Below are 16,571 nucleotides of genomic sequence, written 5' to 3'. Positions count from 1 at the left end.
AAATCGGCGGAGCGTTTCCGCCACGCGTCAGTTTGCGTTCACCCAACGGGATGTAGCTTCGCTCGAGCTTTGTGATGGGATCATCCGATGACCGTTAATCGACTGCCGACCCTGAGTGCTGCGCTCGCTCTGCTTGCCGCCATTTCGCCGCTGGCGGCATCCGCTGCCGCCGCCCAATCCGCCCCTCCGCCCAGCGACCAGGATGCCTATCGGCGCGGCTATGAAGCCGGACGCGCGGCAGCTCAAGATCAGCAAAGTCAGCAAAGTCAGCAAAGTCAGCAGGGCAATTACAACGACGGCTATAACGATGGGTATGCCAGCGCGCCGCCACCGGGTTACGACGGCACCCAGCCGCCGCCCCCGCCGCCGGGCTATCAACCCGAGCCCGGCACCAGCGGCCCTGGCCCCGACGATCAGCGCTACGAGGCTTTTGCCGAGGATTGGGCGACGCGCAACTGCGTCAAATCGGGCGGCAATGCCGGCGGCGGGGCGTTGATCGGCGGCCTGCTCGGCGCGTTGATCGGTTCGAGCGTGGCCGGCCGCCACGATCGTGGCGGTGGTGCCGTGGTCGGCGGCATCTTCGGCGCGGCCGGCGGTGCGGCGGTCGGATCGGCCCAGCAAGGCGCGACCAGCCCCGGCTGCCCGCCAGGCTTCGTCGTGCGGAGCGGTGCCCCCACTTTCTATTACGACTCGCCCGATTATGTGTATGCGGCGCCGGGCTGGTATCAGCCCTGGTATTTCTACGGCGGCCGCTGGACCTACCGGCCTTATCCGTACCGCACCTTTTATTATCGCCACTATGGCTATGGACGGCCCGGTTATTATGGCCGCCCCGGCTGGCACCGCCGCTACTAATCAGGCGCGAGGCGGCGTTTCGGCGCCGCCTCACCTCCATCAATGTCGGAAGTGGCGCATCCCGGTGAAGACCATCGCCAGGCCGGCTTCGTCGGCTGCAGCGATCACATCCGCGTCGCGCAGCGATCCGCCCGGCTGGATGACCGCCGTAGCCCCTGCCTCGACCGCCGCAAGCAAACCATCCGCGAACGGGAAGAAGGCGTCCGACGCCACCGCCGATCCGATCGTACGCGGCTCGGCCCAGCCAGCCTTCTCGGCGGCATCCTTGGCTTTCCAAGCGGCGATGCGCGCGCTTTCGAGCCGGTTCATCTGGCCGGCGCCAATCCCCGCAGTCGCGCCATCCTTCGCGTAGATGATCGCGTTCGATTTGACGTGTTTGCCCACCGTCCACGCGAACAGGCAGTCCTTCAATTCCTGATCGGTCGGCTGACGCTTGGTCACGACCTTCAGGTCCGCGGCGGTGATCTCGCCATTGTCGCGGGTCTGAACCAGCATGCCGCCAGCAATCGACTTGATCGCAAGGCCGGGCCGCGCCGGATCGGGTAGATCGCCGGTGAGCAGCAGGCGTAGGTTCTTCTTTTTCGCGAAGACCGCACGGGCCGCGTCATCGGCGGCGGGGGCGGCGACGACTTCGGTGAAGATCCCGCTGATCGCCTCGGCAGTCGGCCCGTCGAGCGGGCGGTTGACCGCGATGATGCCGCCGAACGCCGACACGGTGTCGCAGGCGAAGGCCGCCTCATAGGCCTCGATCAGCGTGTCGGCCGAGGCGACGCCGCACGGATTGGCGTGCTTGACGATCACCACCGTCGGCGGCCCATCGCGGAACTCCGCTACCAATTCGAGCGCGGCATCGGCGTCGTTGTAATTGTTGTAGCTGAGCTCCTTGCCCTGGAGCTGCTCGGCCTGGGCGATGCCGCGCGTGGTCGGCCCGGCCGGCAGGTAGAGCGCGGCCTTCTGGTGCGGATTCTCGCCGTAACGCAGTTCGTCCGCTTTCTTGAGTGGGATCGACAGGCTGTCGGGGAAGAGCTGGCCCTGGTCGGCAAAAGCGAACCACGACGCGATCATCGCATCATATTGGGCGGTGGCGGCGAACGCCTTGGCGGCGAGGCGTTTGCGCGTCGCCAGCGTGGTCGCGCCGCCATGCGCCGCCAGTTCCTCGATCAGCGCCGGATAATCGGCCGGATCGGTGACGATCGATACATAAGCATGGTTCTTCGCCGAGGAGCGCACCATCGACGGGCCGCCGATATCGATATTCTCGATGATGTCGTCGCGCGCCGCCGCCGGGTCGGCCGCGCCGCCGGCATATTTCGCGACCGTCTGCGCGAACGGATAGAGGTTGACCACGACCAGATCGATCGCGCCGATGTCATGCTCGGCCATCGCCGCGGCATGTTCGGGATGGTCGCGCACCGCGAGCAGCCCGCCATGGACCTTGGGGTGGAGCGTCTTGACGCGGCCGTCCATCATTTCGGGAAAGCCGGTGAGATCCGAAATGTCCTTCACCGTCAGTCCGGCTTCACGCAGCGCCCTGGCGGTGCCGCCGGTCGAAACCAGCTCGACCCCATAACTGGCGAGGACATGGCCGAGATCGGCGAGGCCGGTCTTGTCGGAAACGGAGAGAAGCGCGCGCTTGATCGATATGTCGGTCATGCCCCGCGCCTTTAGCGAATGAGCGGCGAAGCGCTACTGAAAATCCGCCTGGTTCCGGACCGGATCCAAGAGTCTCTCCATGATCCAAACCCGGATCGCGCTCGCGAGATTCGGCGGATCGGCATCACCGATCCGTCGCGCGTCGATCTGCGCGACCAAGGCGGAGATGGGCAGATGCTCCGCCTCCGCCGCGCGTTTCAGTTCATCCCAGAAGATCGGCTCCAAGCTGACCGATGTCGCGTGGCCGGCGATCATGACCGAACGTTTGATCGGGCCGGCCATCGCCGATCAATACATGTGCTGGCCGCCGTTGATCGACAGGGTCGACCCGGTGACGAAGCCGGCATCCTCACCGCACAGGAAGGTCACGCCGCGCGCGATCTCGCTCGCCTTGCCGAGGCGGCCGACCGGGATGCGCGCGACGATCTTGGCAAGCACGTCCTCGGGCACGGCGGCGACCATGTCGGTATCGATATAGCCTGGCGCGATCGCATTGACGGTGATGCCCACGCGCGCGCCCTCCTGGGCGAGCGCCTTGGTGAAGCCATGGATGCCCGATTTGGCGGCGGCATAATTGACCTGGCCATATTGGCCGGCCTGGCCGTTGATCGAACCGATATTGACGATGCGGCCATATTTGCGTGCAGTCATCCCGTCCCACACCGCCTTGGCCATGCTGAAGCAGCCGGCGAGGTTGGTGCGCATCACATCCGACCACATATCGTAGGTCATGCGCTTCATCGTCGCGTCGCGCGTGATGCCGGCATTGTTGACGAGGATATCGACCGGGCCGATTTCGGCCTCGACCCGCTTCACACCGTCCTGGCACGCATAGAAATCGGCGACGTCCCATTTGAACGCCTGGATGCCGGTCCGCTCGGAGAAAGCACGCGCCCGCTCGTCATTGCCGGCATAAGCCGCGGCGACGGTCACGCCCTCGGCCTGCAGCGCCAGGCTGATCGCCTCGCCAATGCCACGGGTTCCACCAGTCACGATCGCAACGCGCGCCATTACTTCCTCTCCTCAAATGCCCAGTCAGCCTATGAACCCGCGAGCCAACCGGCAAGCTCCCGCTGCAGCAAAATGCGCAGCATCCCGATTCCGGGATCGTCCGTATTGAGACAGGGCAGATAGGCAAAGTCGGTACCGCCGGCGGCGAGAAAAGTTTCACGGCCGCGGATCGAGATTTCTTCCAGCGTCTCGAGACAGTCGGCCGAGAAGCCGGGCGAGACGACTGCGATGCGCTTGATGCCGCGGGACGGAAGGGCCGCCAAGGTGATGTCTGTAGCGGGTTCGAGCCATTTTGCCCTGCCGAAGCGCGACTGGAACGTGATCGTCAATTCGCGTCCGAGCGCCTGCGAGAGCAAGCGCGCCGTCTTCTGGCAGTGGCAATGATAGGGATCGCCGAGGGCCAGCGTGCGCGCCGGCATGCCGTGAAAGCTGGCCAGGATCGCGTCCGGTTCGAACGGCAAGACCGCTAGCGAACTCTCGATACTCACCTTCAATGCGTCGATATAATTCGGATCGTCGTAATAAGGCGGCAGCGTGCGGATCGCCGGCTGCCAGCGCATGGCGGCCAAAGCGATGAACACCGCGTCGTTGGCCGTGGCCGTCGTTGCTGCGCAATATTGCGGATAAAGCGGGGCGATCAGGATACGCTCGCACCCGGCCGCCTTCAACGCCGCCAGCCTGTCGGCAATGGCGGGCGAGCCATAGCGCATCGCATGATCGACCAACACGTCGTCCCCGAATGCGCCCTTGAGCGCGGCCGCCTGCGCGGCCGTGATCACGGCAAGCGGCGAGCCGTCTTCGCGCCAGACCTGCTTGTAGGCATGCGCCGATTTCTTCGGCCGGGTCGTGAGGATGATGCCGCGCAGGATCGGTTGCCAGATGAAAGGTGGAATTTCGACCACCCGGCGATCGGACAGGAATTCCGCCAGATAGCGCCGCACGGCTCCGGCCTCGGCGGCATCCGGCGTGCCCAGATTGACGATCAGGACGCCGATGCGCGGGCGCGGAATCGCGGGATGTTCGGACGGGAGGGTCATGCGAGCGGCAGGCTGCGCAGGCGCTTGCCGGTCGCGGAGAAGATCGCGTTGGCGATCGCCGGCGCGACGACCGGGACGCCGAGCTCGGCTACGCCGCCCGGGGCATCGTGCGAGGCGATGATCTGGACATCGATCTCCGGCATGTCGGCGATGCGCGGCAGATGCAGCGCATCGAGCGTCACCTGATCGGCCAGTCCGCGCGTATAGGTCACTTTATTCCCCAATGCTTCCGCCATGCCCCAAACGAGGCCGCTCTCGATCTGTTGCCGAACGATATCGGAATTGATCACCCGCCCACAATCGACCACCGCGACAAGCCGGCCGACCTTGATCGCGCCGGCATCTTCTTCCGCCTCCGCATAAAGGGCGACATGGCTGCCGAAAGCGCTGTGCGCCGCCAGTCCCTGGCCGGAATGCGCTTCGCCACTCCACCCGCCCGATGCCGCCGCCTGACTTAGACAGCGGGCGAGGCGCGGCGCCGGGCCGAGCATTGCCATGCGGAACGACAAGGCGTCCTGCCCGGCGACGGCGGCAAGCTCGTCGATGAAGCTTTCGATGAAGAAGGCGTTGTGGCCATGCGCGGCGGCACGCCACAGCCCGGTCTCGATACCGATTTCGGCCGGGGCGTGCGCTATGCCGAGCCTGGGAATGGCGTAAGGCGGTATCGCTCCCTCGACCGCAGCGGCTGCGACCCCCGTGCGGCCGCCCGGCAGCCCAAGCCGGCGCGCCAGCAGATGCTCGGATGCCGGCGCGGCGATCGTCGCACGCCAGGCCGCGATCCGTCCGCGCGCGTCGAGCCGCGCAGCCAGCCGCGCCTTGACCGGCGGGCGATGACGGCCGCGCAGCATCTCTTCCGATCGGCTCCACATCAGTTGCACGGGACGCTTCGCGTGCAGGGCCAGGATCGCGGCCTCGCACGCCGCGTCATTCTCGATCTTGCGCCCGAACCCGCCACCGACCTGCACCGGGAAGATCGTGACCCGGCCCTCGCTCAAGCCCGTGGCCGCCGCGACAGCCGATCTTGCGAGACCCGGTGCTTGCGTGGGCACCCAAATTTCAAGCCGATCCTGATTCATCCGCGCGGTGGCGACCAGCGGCTCGATCGTCGCATGCGCCGCGAAAGGCACCTCATAGCCCGCGCTGATCACACCGGCCCCGACCAGTGCGGCATCGACATCGCCGACCGCGTGAAAGCGCTTCGCCTTGCCGGCGAAGGCCGCGTCGAGCGCGCGGCCGACGGCAGCGCTGTCGGGCAGGGTTCCGCGCGTGGCGAAGCGCGGATGCATCGCATCGACCGCGCGATCCGCCGCCCACCAATTCTCCGCGAGCGCCGCGACCCAGCCATCGGCACGGACCACGCCGAGCACGCCCGGCACATCATCGGCGGCCTTCATGTCCTGGCTCACCAGATTTGTATCGCCGAGCGGACCATGGCGAATCGAGGCGTAGACCATGTTCGGCAGCCGCACGTCGCCGGCATAACGGAGGCTGCCGTCCACCTTGGCGGGCAGATCGAGCCGGGGCATCGTCTTGCCGGAGATATTGCCCTCGCCGGGACGGCGCAGCGGCGCGTGTGGAGGAGGCGTAAAGGCCGCCGCTTCTGCCGCAAGCTCGCCGAACCGGAACTTGTCCTGCCCGCGCACGACGAATCCGGCATCGGTGTCGCAGGCCTGCCAATCGGCGCCCAGCCTTTTGCCCGCCGCCATGCACAGCAAGGCGCGTGCGAACGCCCCGGCCTCGCGGAAGGGCTGCTCGAAGGCGCGGATCGACGTCGAGCCGGCGGTGATCATCAGCGCATGGCGCGTCGCCCACTCGCGCCCCGCCCAGCCGCCGATCCCGCGCAGGAATTCGGGGACCGCGGCTGCGCCGGCATCGCCCGCGATCAGAAGATTGGCGTAAAGCGGGTTGATCGGCGCAGGCTCGACCGCGATCTGACGCCAGTCCGCGCCCAGTTCATCGGCCAGCGCCTGCGGCAAGGCGGTCCACACGCCCTGGCCCATTTCGGCCTGCGGCACGACCACCGTGACGCGGCCCGCCGTATCGATCTTGAGGAATGCGTTGAGGACGGTCTCTCCCGGGGTGACCGCCAGATTGGGCCGGTATTGGCGCGGCCATATCTCCCACGCCAGCACGAGGCCGATCGCGGCGCCTCCCCCGATCAGCATGGTGCGCCGGTTCAAACCCGCCGGCTTCGCCTGTGCCTTCGTCATGCAAGCGGCTGTAGGGCGCCCGGTTGCGCCCGTCACCCCAATTTCAAGCGATCGCGAGCGCCCGGCTGGAAACGGTGCGATCGATCAGGCCGAGCCAGAGCCCCGCCGAACGCGCGAGTTGGTGACGCCGGGCGAGTTCGGCGAGCGGCGCCGGCGCGGGGCGGGTCCGCCGCGCCATCACCGCCTGGAGCGCAACCGCGAGATCGAAGGGGCGCGCCGCCGCGACCGTGCCGAACAATTCGTGCGTCAATATCTCGGGCAGCGCCAGCGAACAGGGCGTCGTGACAAGCGGCACACCCGCCGCCAACGCTTCGATCAGGGCTGCCGGATAGCCTTCGTAGAGCGAGGTGCAGAGCAGGACATCGGCCCTGTCCAGATAGTCGCCGACATTGCGGACATAGCCTTCGAACCGCACCCGATCGGCGATACCCAGTTCGCCCGCGCGGGCCCGCAGCATCGCATCCTGCTCGCCCTCGCCGAGCAACACGAGCTGCGTCTGCCGCGGCATGCGCGCAAAGGCCTCGAGTGCGAGACCGAAATTCTTCTGCCGGGTAAGCCGGCCGACGCAGAGGATCGTGTGGCTTTGCACATCGCCTCGCGTGGCATCGGGCATGGCATCGAGATTGGGCTCGTCGATGCAGGCGATATCGTGCCGGCCGGTGACGAAGGCCGCCTCCGCCGCGAACACCGGCGACATCGCGATCAACGCATCGAAGCGGCGCGTCATCCGGCGGAAGCCCGCGGTGAACGCGATCTGGCGGATGCCCGAGCGATCGGCACGGCGAAGCGGGTTGCTGATCTTGCACAGGATCGGCGGGCACTGGCGATCGAGCGCATGCTGCATCGCTGCCAGGATCGGCACATGATAATTGCCGGGGCCGACCACAACGTCGGGCGCATGATGCCGCATCTGCACTGCCAGGGCGCGGCCAAGTTCGGCGCGCGATCGGGGCTGGTTATGCGCGATCGGCACGATCTCGACGTCTGGCGAAACCAGAGGCGCGAGCGGACCGTCGCTGCTCCCGCAAAACAGGGTCACCCGCCGCCCGGCGGCCGCCCAGGCGTTGGCGAGCCGCACTGCGACGCGCTCGGTGCCCCCGGTCGACAATTGATGGAGGACGAGCGCAACATGGTCGGCCGCAGACGCAGCCTGATCTCCGAACAGCGCCTCACTTGACCAATACATGCGATAGGCTCTTTCGTGCGGCCGGTTCTTGCGGAGCATGTCCTTCGCGCCGGCCCGTTGCGCCCGTATTGCGGCTTAGCAAAAAGCCGGCGACAAACCGAACTTATCTTGAGACCGCCTTACCGCGGGTGCTCGGCAGGCCATTGGGCCAGCCGCCCGATCACCGCATCGATCGAGCGGCCAAGCGCGGTCGCCTCGGTCGCGCCGAGCATGCCGAGCAGATCATGCGCGACCTTGTCGATGTCCGCCTCCATCCGCAGGCAGGCCCGCGTCCCTTCTGCGCTCAGCCGCACCGGACGGCGGCGACGGTTGGCGGGATCGATTGCCGGCTCGATCCAGCCACGCTGGGTCAGCGTGGCGAAGGCGCGGCTCACGTTCATCGCCGGAATCGCCATCAATTCGGTGATGTCGTGGCCCGCGCACGCACCCTCGCCATGCAGGCACATCATGATCCGCAACTCGTTGAGCGACAGGCCGTTGGGGGCGGCGACGCCATCCTCCATCGGCCGGTTGATCATCGCTGCCAGCTTTAGCAGCTGCACCAGCAACGGTTCCAACGCGGCAGCGTCGGCCCCATTACCCGCAGTCGCGATCGCCGCGCGCTGACCCATTCCCCTCTCCCGTTCACCTGCCCCCGACTGCATTCTATCGGAAGTTAGTATCGTTCCGCTCTCTTCCTTGCTAGCCTGTATCGGAACAATCGCATGCTGCGCAGCAAACGAGTCGGAGCGGATGATATGAACGAGATGACCAAGGTGTCCCTGTCTCAGTGGGCCTATTCGGATGCGGCCAAAGCGGCACTCGCCCGCAAGCCCGCGCTCTTCATCGGTAACGAATGGGTCGAATCCTCCCATGGCGAGACGATCGCCGTGATCGATCCGTCGAGCGGCAAGGAAGTCAGCCGTTTCGTCGATGCCTCCGACGCCGATGTCGATCGCGCCGTCGCCGCCGCCCGCACCGCGTTCGACGATGGGCGCTGGTCCAACCTGCCGCCGATCGTGCGCGAAGGCATGATGCACAAGCTGGCAGACCTGATCGGCCAGCATGCGGACGAATTCGCCGAACTGGAAGCGATCGACAACGGCAAGCCCAAGGGCATGGCCGCGAACATCGACATACCCGGTGCGATCGGCATGATGCATTACATGGCCGGCTGGGCGAGCAAGCTCGGCGGCGAGATGATCGAGCCGATGGCGATCCCGCGCGGCCTGTTCCACTCCTATGTCCGCCGCGAGCCGGTCGGCGTCGCCGCGCAGATCGTACCGTGGAACTTCCCGCTGCTGATGGCGATCCTCAAGATCGCGCCCGCGCTCGCCGCCGGCTGCACCCTGATCCTCAAGCCTGCCGAACAAACCAGCCTGACCGCCCTGCGGCTGGCGGATCTGGTCGCCGAGGCCGGCTTCCCCGCGGGCGTGATCAACATCATCACCGGCAACGGCCACACGTCGGGTGACCGGCTGGTCAAGCACCCCGACGTCGACAAGGTCGCCTTCACCGGATCGACCGAGATCGGCAAGCTGATCAACCGCAACGCCACCGACACGCTCAAGCGCGTGACTTTGGAGCTTGGCGGCAAATCGCCGGTCGTGGTGCTGCCCGACGTCGACGTGGCGACCGCCGGGCCGGGTGCGGCAGGCGCGATCTTCTTCAATTCGGGCCAGGTCTGCGTTGCCGGCTCGCGCCTCTATGCGCACCGTTCGATCTTCGATCAGCTGATCGAGGGCATGGCCGGCGCCGCGCAATTCTGGGCGCCGCGTCCCTCGCTCGATCCCGAGGGCCATATGGGCCCGTTGGTGTCGTCCGAGCAGTTCGATCGCGTGATGGGCTATATCGATGCAGGCAAGAAAGCCGGCGCGTCGGTGGCGATCGGTGGCGACGCACCTTCGAGCGACGGCGGCTATTATGTGAACCCGACCGTGCTGGTGGATGTGAAGCCCGACATGAGCGTGGTGCAGGAAGAGATTTTCGGACCCGTCGTGGTGGCGCAGCGCTTCGACGATCTCGACGAGGTCGCCAGGGAGGCCAACAACACCTGCTTCGGTCTCGGCGCCGGCATCTGGACCCGCGACATCGGCGCGATGCACAAGCTCGCCGCCAAGATCAAGGCAGGCACCGTCTGGGGCAATTGCCACGGCGTGATCGATCCGGCCTTGCCGTTCGGCGGCTTCAAGCAATCGGGCCTCGGCCGCGAGCAGGCGCGCCAGGGCGTCGAGGCTTATACCGAGCTCAAGTCGGTCATCATCCAGCTCTGAGGCCAACTCAGGAGAACACCCCGTTCGCGTCGAGCGAAGTCGAGACACGTTTCCCCGCGGAACAGCCGCTCCGTTCGGAAACGTCCCTCGACTTCGCTCGGGACGAACGGGCCCGTTTGGATAGAACCGAATGACCTTCGACAACCACCATATCGTCGTCACCGGCGCCTCCACCGGCATGGGGCGTGCGACCGCAAACCTGCTGGCGAAGCGCGGCGCCAAAGTGTTTCTGATCGCGCGCCGCCAGGCCATCCTCGACGAGGCGGTCGCCGAGATTCGCGGGGCCGGCGGGATTGCCGACGCCTGCGCTGCCGACGTGTCCGACAAGGCGGCGCTGCTCGCCGCGATCGATGCCGCCGAGAACGCCTTCGGCCCGATCGATGGGCTTTATTCCAACGCCGGCACGGGCGGCGCATTCGCGCCTTTCACCGCCTATAGCGACGAGATGTTCGAGAGCGTGCTGCGCACCAATCTCTACAGCGCCTTCTGGGCGATGAAACGCGTGCTGCCGGCGATGATCGAGCGCCGCAAGGGTGCGATCCTCGTCACCGGCAGCCTGTCGAGCGAGCGCGGCATGGCGTTCAACCCGGGCTATGTCGCGTCCAAGCATGCCGTGCTGGGCCTCGCCCGCGCCGCTGCACTGGAGGTCGCGCCGCACAATGTGCGCGTGAACTGCATCATCCCCGGCTTCATCGAGACGCCGATGCTGGCGAATATCGACGACGCCGTTGCCGCGACTCTTCGGAAAGTCGTGCCGCAGGGCCGCATCGGATCGTCGGACGAACTGGCCGAAGTCGCGGCGTTCCTGCTGTCCGACGCGGCGAGCCACGTCACCGGGCAGAGCTGGGCGGTGGATGGCGGCGTGCTCGGCACGCTCGCGGTCGGTTGAGGATCGGGAGAGAGAAATGACGCTCAAATATTATCATGCCGAGCCGCTGGCCAATTCATTGAAGTCGATGCTGCCCCTGTTCGAAAAGGGCCTCGCCTTCGAGAGCGTCTATGTCGACCTGCACAAGTTCGAACAGCATTCGGACTGGTTCAAGGCGATCAATCCCGAGGGGCAGGTGCCCGTGCTCGATCATGACGGCGCGATCATCACGCAGACGACCGTCATCAACGAATATCTGGAAGATGCCTTCCCCGACGCGCCGCCGCTCCGCCCCAACACGCCAGTTGGCAATGCGCGGATGCGCATCTGGAACAAGTTCGTCGACGAGCATGTGATGAACTTCGTCTCGATGCACGGCTGGCACCGCATGGTCGGCGTGATCGCGCGCAATATCGACAGCGGCGAGTTCGAGAAATTGCTCGCCAACATCCCGCTCCACGAGCAGCGCGAGAAATGGCGGACGGCACGCTCGGGCTTCTCCGAGGCCGATCTCGCCAACGCGACCCGCAAGATCGAGGTCGCGGTCGACAAGGTCGAGGCGCAGCTGGCCGAGACTCCATGGCTGGCGGGCGACATGTACACGCTCGCCGACATCAATTTCTATTCGCATTGCGGGATGATGGTGGAGCGCATGTTCCCCGAGATGGAGATCGCGAAGCGCTGTCCGCGGCTGGTGGACTGGCGGACGCGCGTGGCCGAACGGCCGGCATCGAAGCAAGCGGCGGCGATGCCAGATCACACCCAGCCCGGGCTGCGGACCTGGTCGGGCGACAGGTGAAATAAATCCTCCCCGCTTTGCGGGGAGGGGGACCGCGCCGCGAAGCGGTGTGGTGGAGGGGCGGTCCGACTGGGCGCAGCGCGCGTGGCACCGCCCCTCCACCATTTCTTCGAAATGGCCCCCCTCCCCGTTCCGGAGAGGATCTTATACAGCCTCTCCATGCGCATCCTTCTGACAGGCTCGTCCGGCTGGCTCGGCCGTTTCCTTGCACCCCGCTTGCGGGAGGTCGGCCACCAGGTGCTCGGCCTCGACGTCGCCCCCGGCGCAGATACCGACATGATCGGCTCGGTCGCCGATCGCGCGACCGTCGATGCAGCCTTCGCGCACGGGATCGACGCAGTGATCCACGCCGGCGCGCTTCATAAACCCGATATCGTCCGTTACCCGATCCAGACCTTCGTCGACGTCAACGTCACCGGCACGCTCAACCTGCTCGAGGCCGCGCGGATCGCCGGGCATGACCGCTTCGTCTTCACGTCCACCACGTCGCTGATGATCAGCCAGACGATCCGCGACGAGGCGGGCGATGCCGCGATCTGGCTCGACGAGGCGAGCGGCCCGCTGGCGCCGCGCAACATCTATGGCGTCACCAAACTGGCGGCCGAGGGGCTGTGCCGGCTCTATGCGGCCGATCATGGCATCGGCTGCATGGTGCTGCGCACCGCGCGCTTCTTTCCCGAGGATGACGATACCCACGCCACGCCGTCGGGCGAAAATCTCAAGGCGAACGAGATGCTCCACCGCCGCCTGACGGTGGAAGATGCGGCCGAGGCGCATATCATGGCGCTCGACCGCGCGCCCGAGCTTGGCTTCGACACTTTCATCCTCGCCGCACCGACGCCATTCAACCGGTCCGAGACCGCCGAGCTCAAGCATGATGCGGCCGCCGTGATATCGCGCCATTTCCCCGATGCGGCCGAACTTTATGCACGGCGCGGCTGGACGCTGCCGGCGAGCATCGGCCGGGTCTATGATTCGGGCCATGCCGAACGCCGGCTGGGTTTCCGCTGCCGGACCGGCTTCAGCGAAGTGCTGGACGCGTTGCGCGAGGATCGGGCCCTGCCCTTCGCTCATGATCCGTCCTATCTCTCGCCGAAGGAGATGCGGCCCGCATAATCCGATCCTGAAATATCGGGTAAAGGATAAGCTGCAAAAGCAGCGCTGCAGGAGTGGGTGGAATATTCTGCTTACTCTCGTCCGGGAAGTCGGTAGGGCCGAACCGGCGGCAGGCGGGAGGAGCTATGGATGGCGCTGGCACCGGCGATGGCAGGTGATGCGATTGCGCGTGATGGCGACGAGGACGGCGCCATGATCGACGCTCCTGCCGGCGCGCAATCCTGGCCCAGGCCCGCCACCGCCTGGTGGGCGTTGTTCGTCCTTGCGCTGGCGATGATGTTCTCCCAGCTCGATCGATCGATCTTCGCGATGGTGATCGAGATGGTGAAGCGCGATTTCGCGCTGACCGACCTCCAGCTCAGCCTGCTGCTCGGCCCCGCCGGCGTATTCTTCTATCTCGTCATCGGAATTCCGATGGCGCGGCTCGTCGATATCCATCCGCGCAACATCGTCCTCGCCTGCGGGATCGCCGTGTGGAGCGGGATGACCGCGATCTGCGGGATCACGCAGGGCTATGCCTCGCTCTTCCTCACCCGGATGGTGAGCGGGGTCGGCGGATCGGCGCACGGGCCCGGCACTTATTCGATGCTCGCCGATTATTTCCCGCCGAAGAAACTGCCGCGCGCGATCGCGGGGTTGCAGATCGGCTATGTCGTCGGCACCGGCGGCGCCTCGATCGTCGGCGGCGCGCTGATCGGCTATACGAGCGGGTGGCGACCGAGCGAGATCGCTGGGCTGGTCATCCATAGCTGGCAATGGGTGCTGATCATCGTCGGCCTGCCCGGGCTGATCGTCGCGGCACTCACCTGGGCGCTGCCCGAACCCGCGCGGCGCGGGCGCATCCATACCGCGGACAGCTTGCCGTTTCGCGCGGTGATGGCCGAGGTGTGGACGCGCCGCCGCGTCTACTTCCCGCTCATGTTCGGGCTCGGCCTGTCGCAGGTCGAGGTGATGGGTATCATCGATTGGCGCATGCCCTTCTTCCAGCGCACCTATGGCTGGACCCCGGCGCAGGTCGGCGCATGGTCAGGCCTGACCGTCTTCATCGCCTTCCCGCTCGGGCTGCTGATCGGCACGACCATGACCGAATGGCTGAGCAAGCGCCATCGCGACGCGCCGGTCCGCGCGACCGCGATCATGATGGCCTGCTGCCTGCCCTTCTCGCTGCTCGCGCCGCTGATGCCGACCGCGCCCTTGTCGCTGATCATGACCGGCTTCAGCGGCGCGCTCGGCATGGCCGGCGCTGTGCCGCAGAACGCCGCGATCCAGACGGTCACCCCCAACCAGATGCGCGGGCAGATCACCGCGCTCTATCTGTTCAGCTACACCGTGTTCGGCGCGCTGGGATCGTTCGTGGTGGCACTCATCACGCGCTTCGTCGTCGGCGACGAGAGCAAATTGTGGCTGTCCATGATGATCGCGGTCGGCGCGATCCTGCCGATCGCGGTGGTTGCGGTGGCGCTTGCAATCCGGCCCTATGGCCGCGAAGTTGCCCGCTTAGAGGCGCTTTCAGCCTGACACGATAAAAAAGCAGGGGAGAGAGCGGATGGCGCGGCCGAGCAGGGGCTATGAGATCGGCCTGCTCATCCTGCTGACATTCGCCAACGGCGTGGTCGGGCTCGACCGGCTGACCGCGAGCTTCCTGTCTCCGTACATCGTCGCCGATCTGAAGCTCACCAACACCCAGCTCGGGTTGCTCGGCGCGAGCCTGAGCCTCGCGATCGCGGTCAGCGCCTTCCTGCTAGGTCGGGTCGCCGACCGGACAGGCAAGCGCAAGACGATCCTCGTCGCCTGCACGATCGTCTTCTCCGTGGGATCGGCGCTCGGCGGCTTCGCATCGGGCTTCCTCTTTCTCTTCCTCGCCCGCTTCGCGCTGGGGCTGGCGGAGGGACCGATGGTGCCGGTCGGGCAAGCGATGATGGCCGATGCGTCGGCGCCCGCGCGGCGCGGCCTCAACATGGGGCTGATGCAGATGGTGGGCGCCTTCCTGCTCGGCGCGATGATCGGGCCGATTCTCGCAACGCATATCGCCGACGCTTATGGCTGGCGTGCGGCCTTCTTCCTTTCGGGCGTGCCGGGTCTGCTGCTTGCCCTGGGCCTCGCGCTCTACGTCCGCGATACCCCGAAGCCGGCGGCGCGCGAGGACAGACTGCCGTTGCTTGCGACCATCGCTACCCTGTTGCGGATCCGGAACATGCGGATCGCGATCGCGCTGGCGGCGGTCTATTCGGCGTGGGTGATGGTGCAGAATGTGTTCCTGCCGGTCTATCTGACGCAGGCGAAGGGATTGTCGTCCACGACAATGGGATGGGTGCTCGGCATGTGCGGGCTGGCCGGCATGGCGGGCGGAATCTTGCTGCCCGGCCTGAGCGACCGGATCGGGCGCCGCCCGGTCTGCGCGATCACCTGCTTCGCCTCGATCGGCACCCCGATCGCGCTTTTGTTGATCCCCGCCGGATCGGCGGTGCCGCTCGCGCTCGCCATCCTGATCGGCTGGATCCCGATCGGCATCGCACCACTTTATTGCGCGGTCATCCCGTCCGAAAGCGTGCCGCCGGCAATGGTGACGAGCGCGATCGGTCTGGCGATGGGCACCGACGAACTGCTCGGCGGGGTGGTGGCGCCCTTTGCGGCGGGCAATGCCGCCGATGCGTTCGGGCTCGCAGCACCCCTGTGGCTCTGCCTGGGCTTCGCGATTATTGCCGGCCTGCTGGCGCTGATGCTCGAAGAGACCGCGCCGATGCTGCGCCGGGATCGATAAGAAGAGGACGACATGACCGAGCCGACGCTCACCATCTACCACATCCCCGGCTGCCCCTTTTCCGAGCGGATCGAGATCATGCTCGCGCTCAAGGGCGTCGCGATGAAGGATGTCGAGATCGATATCTCCAAGCCGCGCCCCGATTGGCTGCTGGCCAAGAGCGGGGGCACCACCGCCTTGCCGCTCGTCGACATCGATAATGGCGAGACGATCAAGGAGAGCATGGTGATCATGCGCTATCTGGAGGATCGCTTCCCCGAGCCGCCGATCGCCAATCCGGATCCGTATCGCCACGCGGTCGAGGGCATGCTGTGCGCGACCGACGGCGCCTTTTCGGGTTCCGGCTACCGCATGATCCTCAACCGCGATCCCGCCAAGCGTGACGAACTGAAGGCCGAGGTCGATGCCCAATATGCCCGGCTCGACACCTTCCTGAAGCGCTATGCGACGGGTGCCGATTTTCTGTTCGACGATCGCTACGGCTGGGCCGAGGTGGCGTTCGCGCCGATGTTCAAGCGGCTGTGGTTCCTCGAATATTATGAAGGCTACGAAGTGCCGGCGCACCTCGAACGCGTGCTGCGCTGGCGCGAGGCCTGCGTCAGCCACCCGGCCGCGCAGCACCGTACGCGCGAGGAACTGATCAAGCTCTATTACGATTACAGCCAGGGCGGCGGGAATGGCCGCATCCCCGCGGGCCGTACGATCTCCAGCTTCGCGCCCGAGATCGACTGGCGCACCCGCCCGATGCCGCCGCGGGACAAATGGGGCCATGCCGCGACCGATGCCGAGCTGGGATTGGCGGCCTGAATCCGATCTGGCAAAA

The 16,571-nt window shown here is 66.3% G+C and carries 15 protein-coding genes; 8 read left to right on the top strand and 7 right to left on the bottom strand.

Translation table 11 applies throughout. The annotated features are described in order from the left end of the window. The first annotated feature begins 87 nt into the window (after positions 1 to 87). Positions 88 to 855 (top strand): hypothetical protein, encoded by a 768-nt coding sequence (locus AB4Z44_RS18095; RefSeq protein ID WP_404711069.1) that lies wholly within the window; start codon positions 88 to 90, stop codon positions 853 to 855. 39 nt (positions 856 to 894) lie between these two features. On the opposite strand, the gene purH is transcribed toward AB4Z44_RS18095, so the two are convergent. From purH to AB4Z44_RS18060, 7 genes are all read right to left on the bottom strand, one after another. After that, positions 895 to 2,508: a bifunctional phosphoribosylaminoimidazolecarboxamide formyltransferase/IMP cyclohydrolase gene (gene purH / locus AB4Z44_RS18090; protein ID WP_404711068.1), complete on the bottom strand. Its 1,614-nt coding sequence runs from the start codon at positions 2,506 to 2,508 to the stop codon at positions 895 to 897. A gap of 33 nt (positions 2,509 to 2,541) precedes the next feature. Further along, entirely contained in the window at positions 2,542 to 2,790 is a 249-nt protein-coding gene (locus tag AB4Z44_RS18085; protein WP_404711067.1) for a ribbon-helix-helix domain-containing protein, read from the bottom strand. A gap of 6 nt (positions 2,791 to 2,796) precedes the next feature. Next, the gene (gene phbB / locus AB4Z44_RS18080) at positions 2,797 to 3,519 is read right to left on the bottom strand and encodes an acetoacetyl-CoA reductase (RefSeq protein ID WP_404711066.1); all 723 of its coding nucleotides are present in this window, start codon (positions 3,517 to 3,519) and stop codon (positions 2,797 to 2,799) included. 29 nt (positions 3,520 to 3,548) lie between these two features. After that, positions 3,549 to 4,556: a ferrochelatase gene (gene hemH, locus AB4Z44_RS18075; protein WP_404711065.1), complete on the bottom strand. Its 1,008-nt coding sequence runs from the start codon at positions 4,554 to 4,556 to the stop codon at positions 3,549 to 3,551. Then, positions 4,553 to 6,766 (bottom strand): molybdopterin cofactor-binding domain-containing protein, encoded by a 2,214-nt coding sequence (locus AB4Z44_RS18070; protein WP_404711064.1) that lies wholly within the window; start codon positions 6,764 to 6,766, stop codon positions 4,553 to 4,555. Before AB4Z44_RS18070 ends, hemH begins: the two co-directional genes overlap by 4 nt. A gap of 43 nt (positions 6,767 to 6,809) precedes the next feature. After that, positions 6,810 to 7,952: a glycosyltransferase gene (locus tag AB4Z44_RS18065; RefSeq protein WP_404711063.1), complete on the bottom strand. Its 1,143-nt coding sequence runs from the start codon at positions 7,950 to 7,952 to the stop codon at positions 6,810 to 6,812. Positions 7,953 to 8,071: 119 nt separating this feature from the next. Beyond that, complete coding sequence (locus AB4Z44_RS18060; RefSeq protein WP_404711062.1) at positions 8,072 to 8,563, bottom strand: MarR family winged helix-turn-helix transcriptional regulator; 492 nt, start codon at positions 8,561 to 8,563, stop codon at positions 8,072 to 8,074. A 126-nt stretch (positions 8,564 to 8,689) separates the two neighbouring features. On the opposite strand from AB4Z44_RS18060, the gene AB4Z44_RS18055 reads away from it, so the two are divergent. From AB4Z44_RS18055 to AB4Z44_RS18025, 7 genes are all read left to right on the top strand, one after another. After that, positions 8,690 to 10,204, top strand: a complete 1,515-nt coding sequence (locus AB4Z44_RS18055; protein ID WP_404711061.1) for an aldehyde dehydrogenase family protein — start codon at positions 8,690 to 8,692, stop codon at positions 10,202 to 10,204. 130 nt (positions 10,205 to 10,334) lie between these two features. Continuing rightward, positions 10,335 to 11,093, top strand: a complete 759-nt coding sequence (locus AB4Z44_RS18050; protein WP_404711060.1) for an SDR family NAD(P)-dependent oxidoreductase — start codon at positions 10,335 to 10,337, stop codon at positions 11,091 to 11,093. A 16-nt stretch (positions 11,094 to 11,109) separates the two neighbouring features. Continuing rightward, positions 11,110 to 11,871: a glutathione S-transferase family protein gene (locus AB4Z44_RS18045; RefSeq protein ID WP_404711059.1), complete on the top strand. Its 762-nt coding sequence runs from the start codon at positions 11,110 to 11,112 to the stop codon at positions 11,869 to 11,871. 159 nt (positions 11,872 to 12,030) lie between these two features. Continuing rightward, positions 12,031 to 12,987: an NAD-dependent epimerase/dehydratase family protein gene (locus AB4Z44_RS18040; RefSeq protein ID WP_404711058.1), complete on the top strand. Its 957-nt coding sequence runs from the start codon at positions 12,031 to 12,033 to the stop codon at positions 12,985 to 12,987. A 129-nt stretch (positions 12,988 to 13,116) separates the two neighbouring features. Further along, positions 13,117 to 14,505 carry an MFS transporter gene (locus AB4Z44_RS18035; protein ID WP_404711057.1) on the top strand — a complete coding sequence of 463 codons (1,389 nt, stop codon included), beginning with the start codon at positions 13,117 to 13,119 and terminating at the stop codon, positions 14,503 to 14,505. A gap of 28 nt (positions 14,506 to 14,533) precedes the next feature. Beyond that, on the top strand, positions 14,534 to 15,748 hold the full coding sequence (locus tag AB4Z44_RS18030) for an MFS transporter (RefSeq protein ID WP_404711056.1): 1,215 nt from the start codon (positions 14,534 to 14,536) through the stop codon (positions 15,746 to 15,748). 12 nt (positions 15,749 to 15,760) lie between these two features. Beyond that, positions 15,761 to 16,555: a glutathione S-transferase family protein gene (locus AB4Z44_RS18025; RefSeq protein WP_404711055.1), complete on the top strand. Its 795-nt coding sequence runs from the start codon at positions 15,761 to 15,763 to the stop codon at positions 16,553 to 16,555. Positions 16,556 to 16,571 lie beyond the last annotated feature (16 nt).

Origin of the sequence: Sphingomonas sp. MMS24-J13 (assembly GCF_044905095.1) — a bacterium.
GTDB lineage: Bacteria > Pseudomonadota > Alphaproteobacteria > Sphingomonadales > Sphingomonadaceae > Sphingomonas_I.
Note: the sequence above shows the minus strand (reverse complement) of the source record. Positions and strands in the feature narration are given on the sequence as shown.

Bases quoted from the DNA above. Each gene is read 5' to 3' on its own strand.
- AB4Z44_RS18095 (WP_404711069.1), top strand. From the start codon at position 88: ATGACCGTTAATCGACTGCCGACCCTGAGTGCTGCGCTCGCTCTGCTT.
- purH (WP_404711068.1), bottom strand. From the start codon at position 2,508: ATGACCGACATATCGATCAAGCGCGCGCTTCTCTCCGTTTCCGACAAG.
- AB4Z44_RS18085 (WP_404711067.1), bottom strand. From the start codon at position 2,790: ATGGCCGGCCCGATCAAACGTTCGGTCATGATCGCCGGCCACGCGACA.
- phbB (WP_404711066.1), bottom strand. From the start codon at position 3,519: ATGGCGCGCGTTGCGATCGTGACTGGTGGAACCCGTGGCATTGGCGAG.
- hemH (WP_404711065.1), bottom strand. From the start codon at position 4,556: ATGACCCTCCCGTCCGAACATCCCGCGATTCCGCGCCCGCGCATCGGC.
- AB4Z44_RS18070 (WP_404711064.1), bottom strand. From the start codon at position 6,766: ATGACGAAGGCACAGGCGAAGCCGGCGGGTTTGAACCGGCGCACCATG.
- AB4Z44_RS18065 (WP_404711063.1), bottom strand. From the start codon at position 7,952: ATGTATTGGTCAAGTGAGGCGCTGTTCGGAGATCAGGCTGCGTCTGCG.
- AB4Z44_RS18060 (WP_404711062.1), bottom strand. From the start codon at position 8,563: ATGGGTCAGCGCGCGGCGATCGCGACTGCGGGTAATGGGGCCGACGCT.
- AB4Z44_RS18055 (WP_404711061.1), top strand. From the start codon at position 8,690: ATGAACGAGATGACCAAGGTGTCCCTGTCTCAGTGGGCCTATTCGGAT.
- AB4Z44_RS18050 (WP_404711060.1), top strand. From the start codon at position 10,335: ATGACCTTCGACAACCACCATATCGTCGTCACCGGCGCCTCCACCGGC.
- AB4Z44_RS18045 (WP_404711059.1), top strand. From the start codon at position 11,110: ATGACGCTCAAATATTATCATGCCGAGCCGCTGGCCAATTCATTGAAG.
- AB4Z44_RS18040 (WP_404711058.1), top strand. From the start codon at position 12,031: ATGCGCATCCTTCTGACAGGCTCGTCCGGCTGGCTCGGCCGTTTCCTT.
- AB4Z44_RS18035 (WP_404711057.1), top strand. From the start codon at position 13,117: ATGGCGCTGGCACCGGCGATGGCAGGTGATGCGATTGCGCGTGATGGC.
- AB4Z44_RS18030 (WP_404711056.1), top strand. From the start codon at position 14,534: ATGGCGCGGCCGAGCAGGGGCTATGAGATCGGCCTGCTCATCCTGCTG.
- AB4Z44_RS18025 (WP_404711055.1), top strand. From the start codon at position 15,761: ATGACCGAGCCGACGCTCACCATCTACCACATCCCCGGCTGCCCCTTT.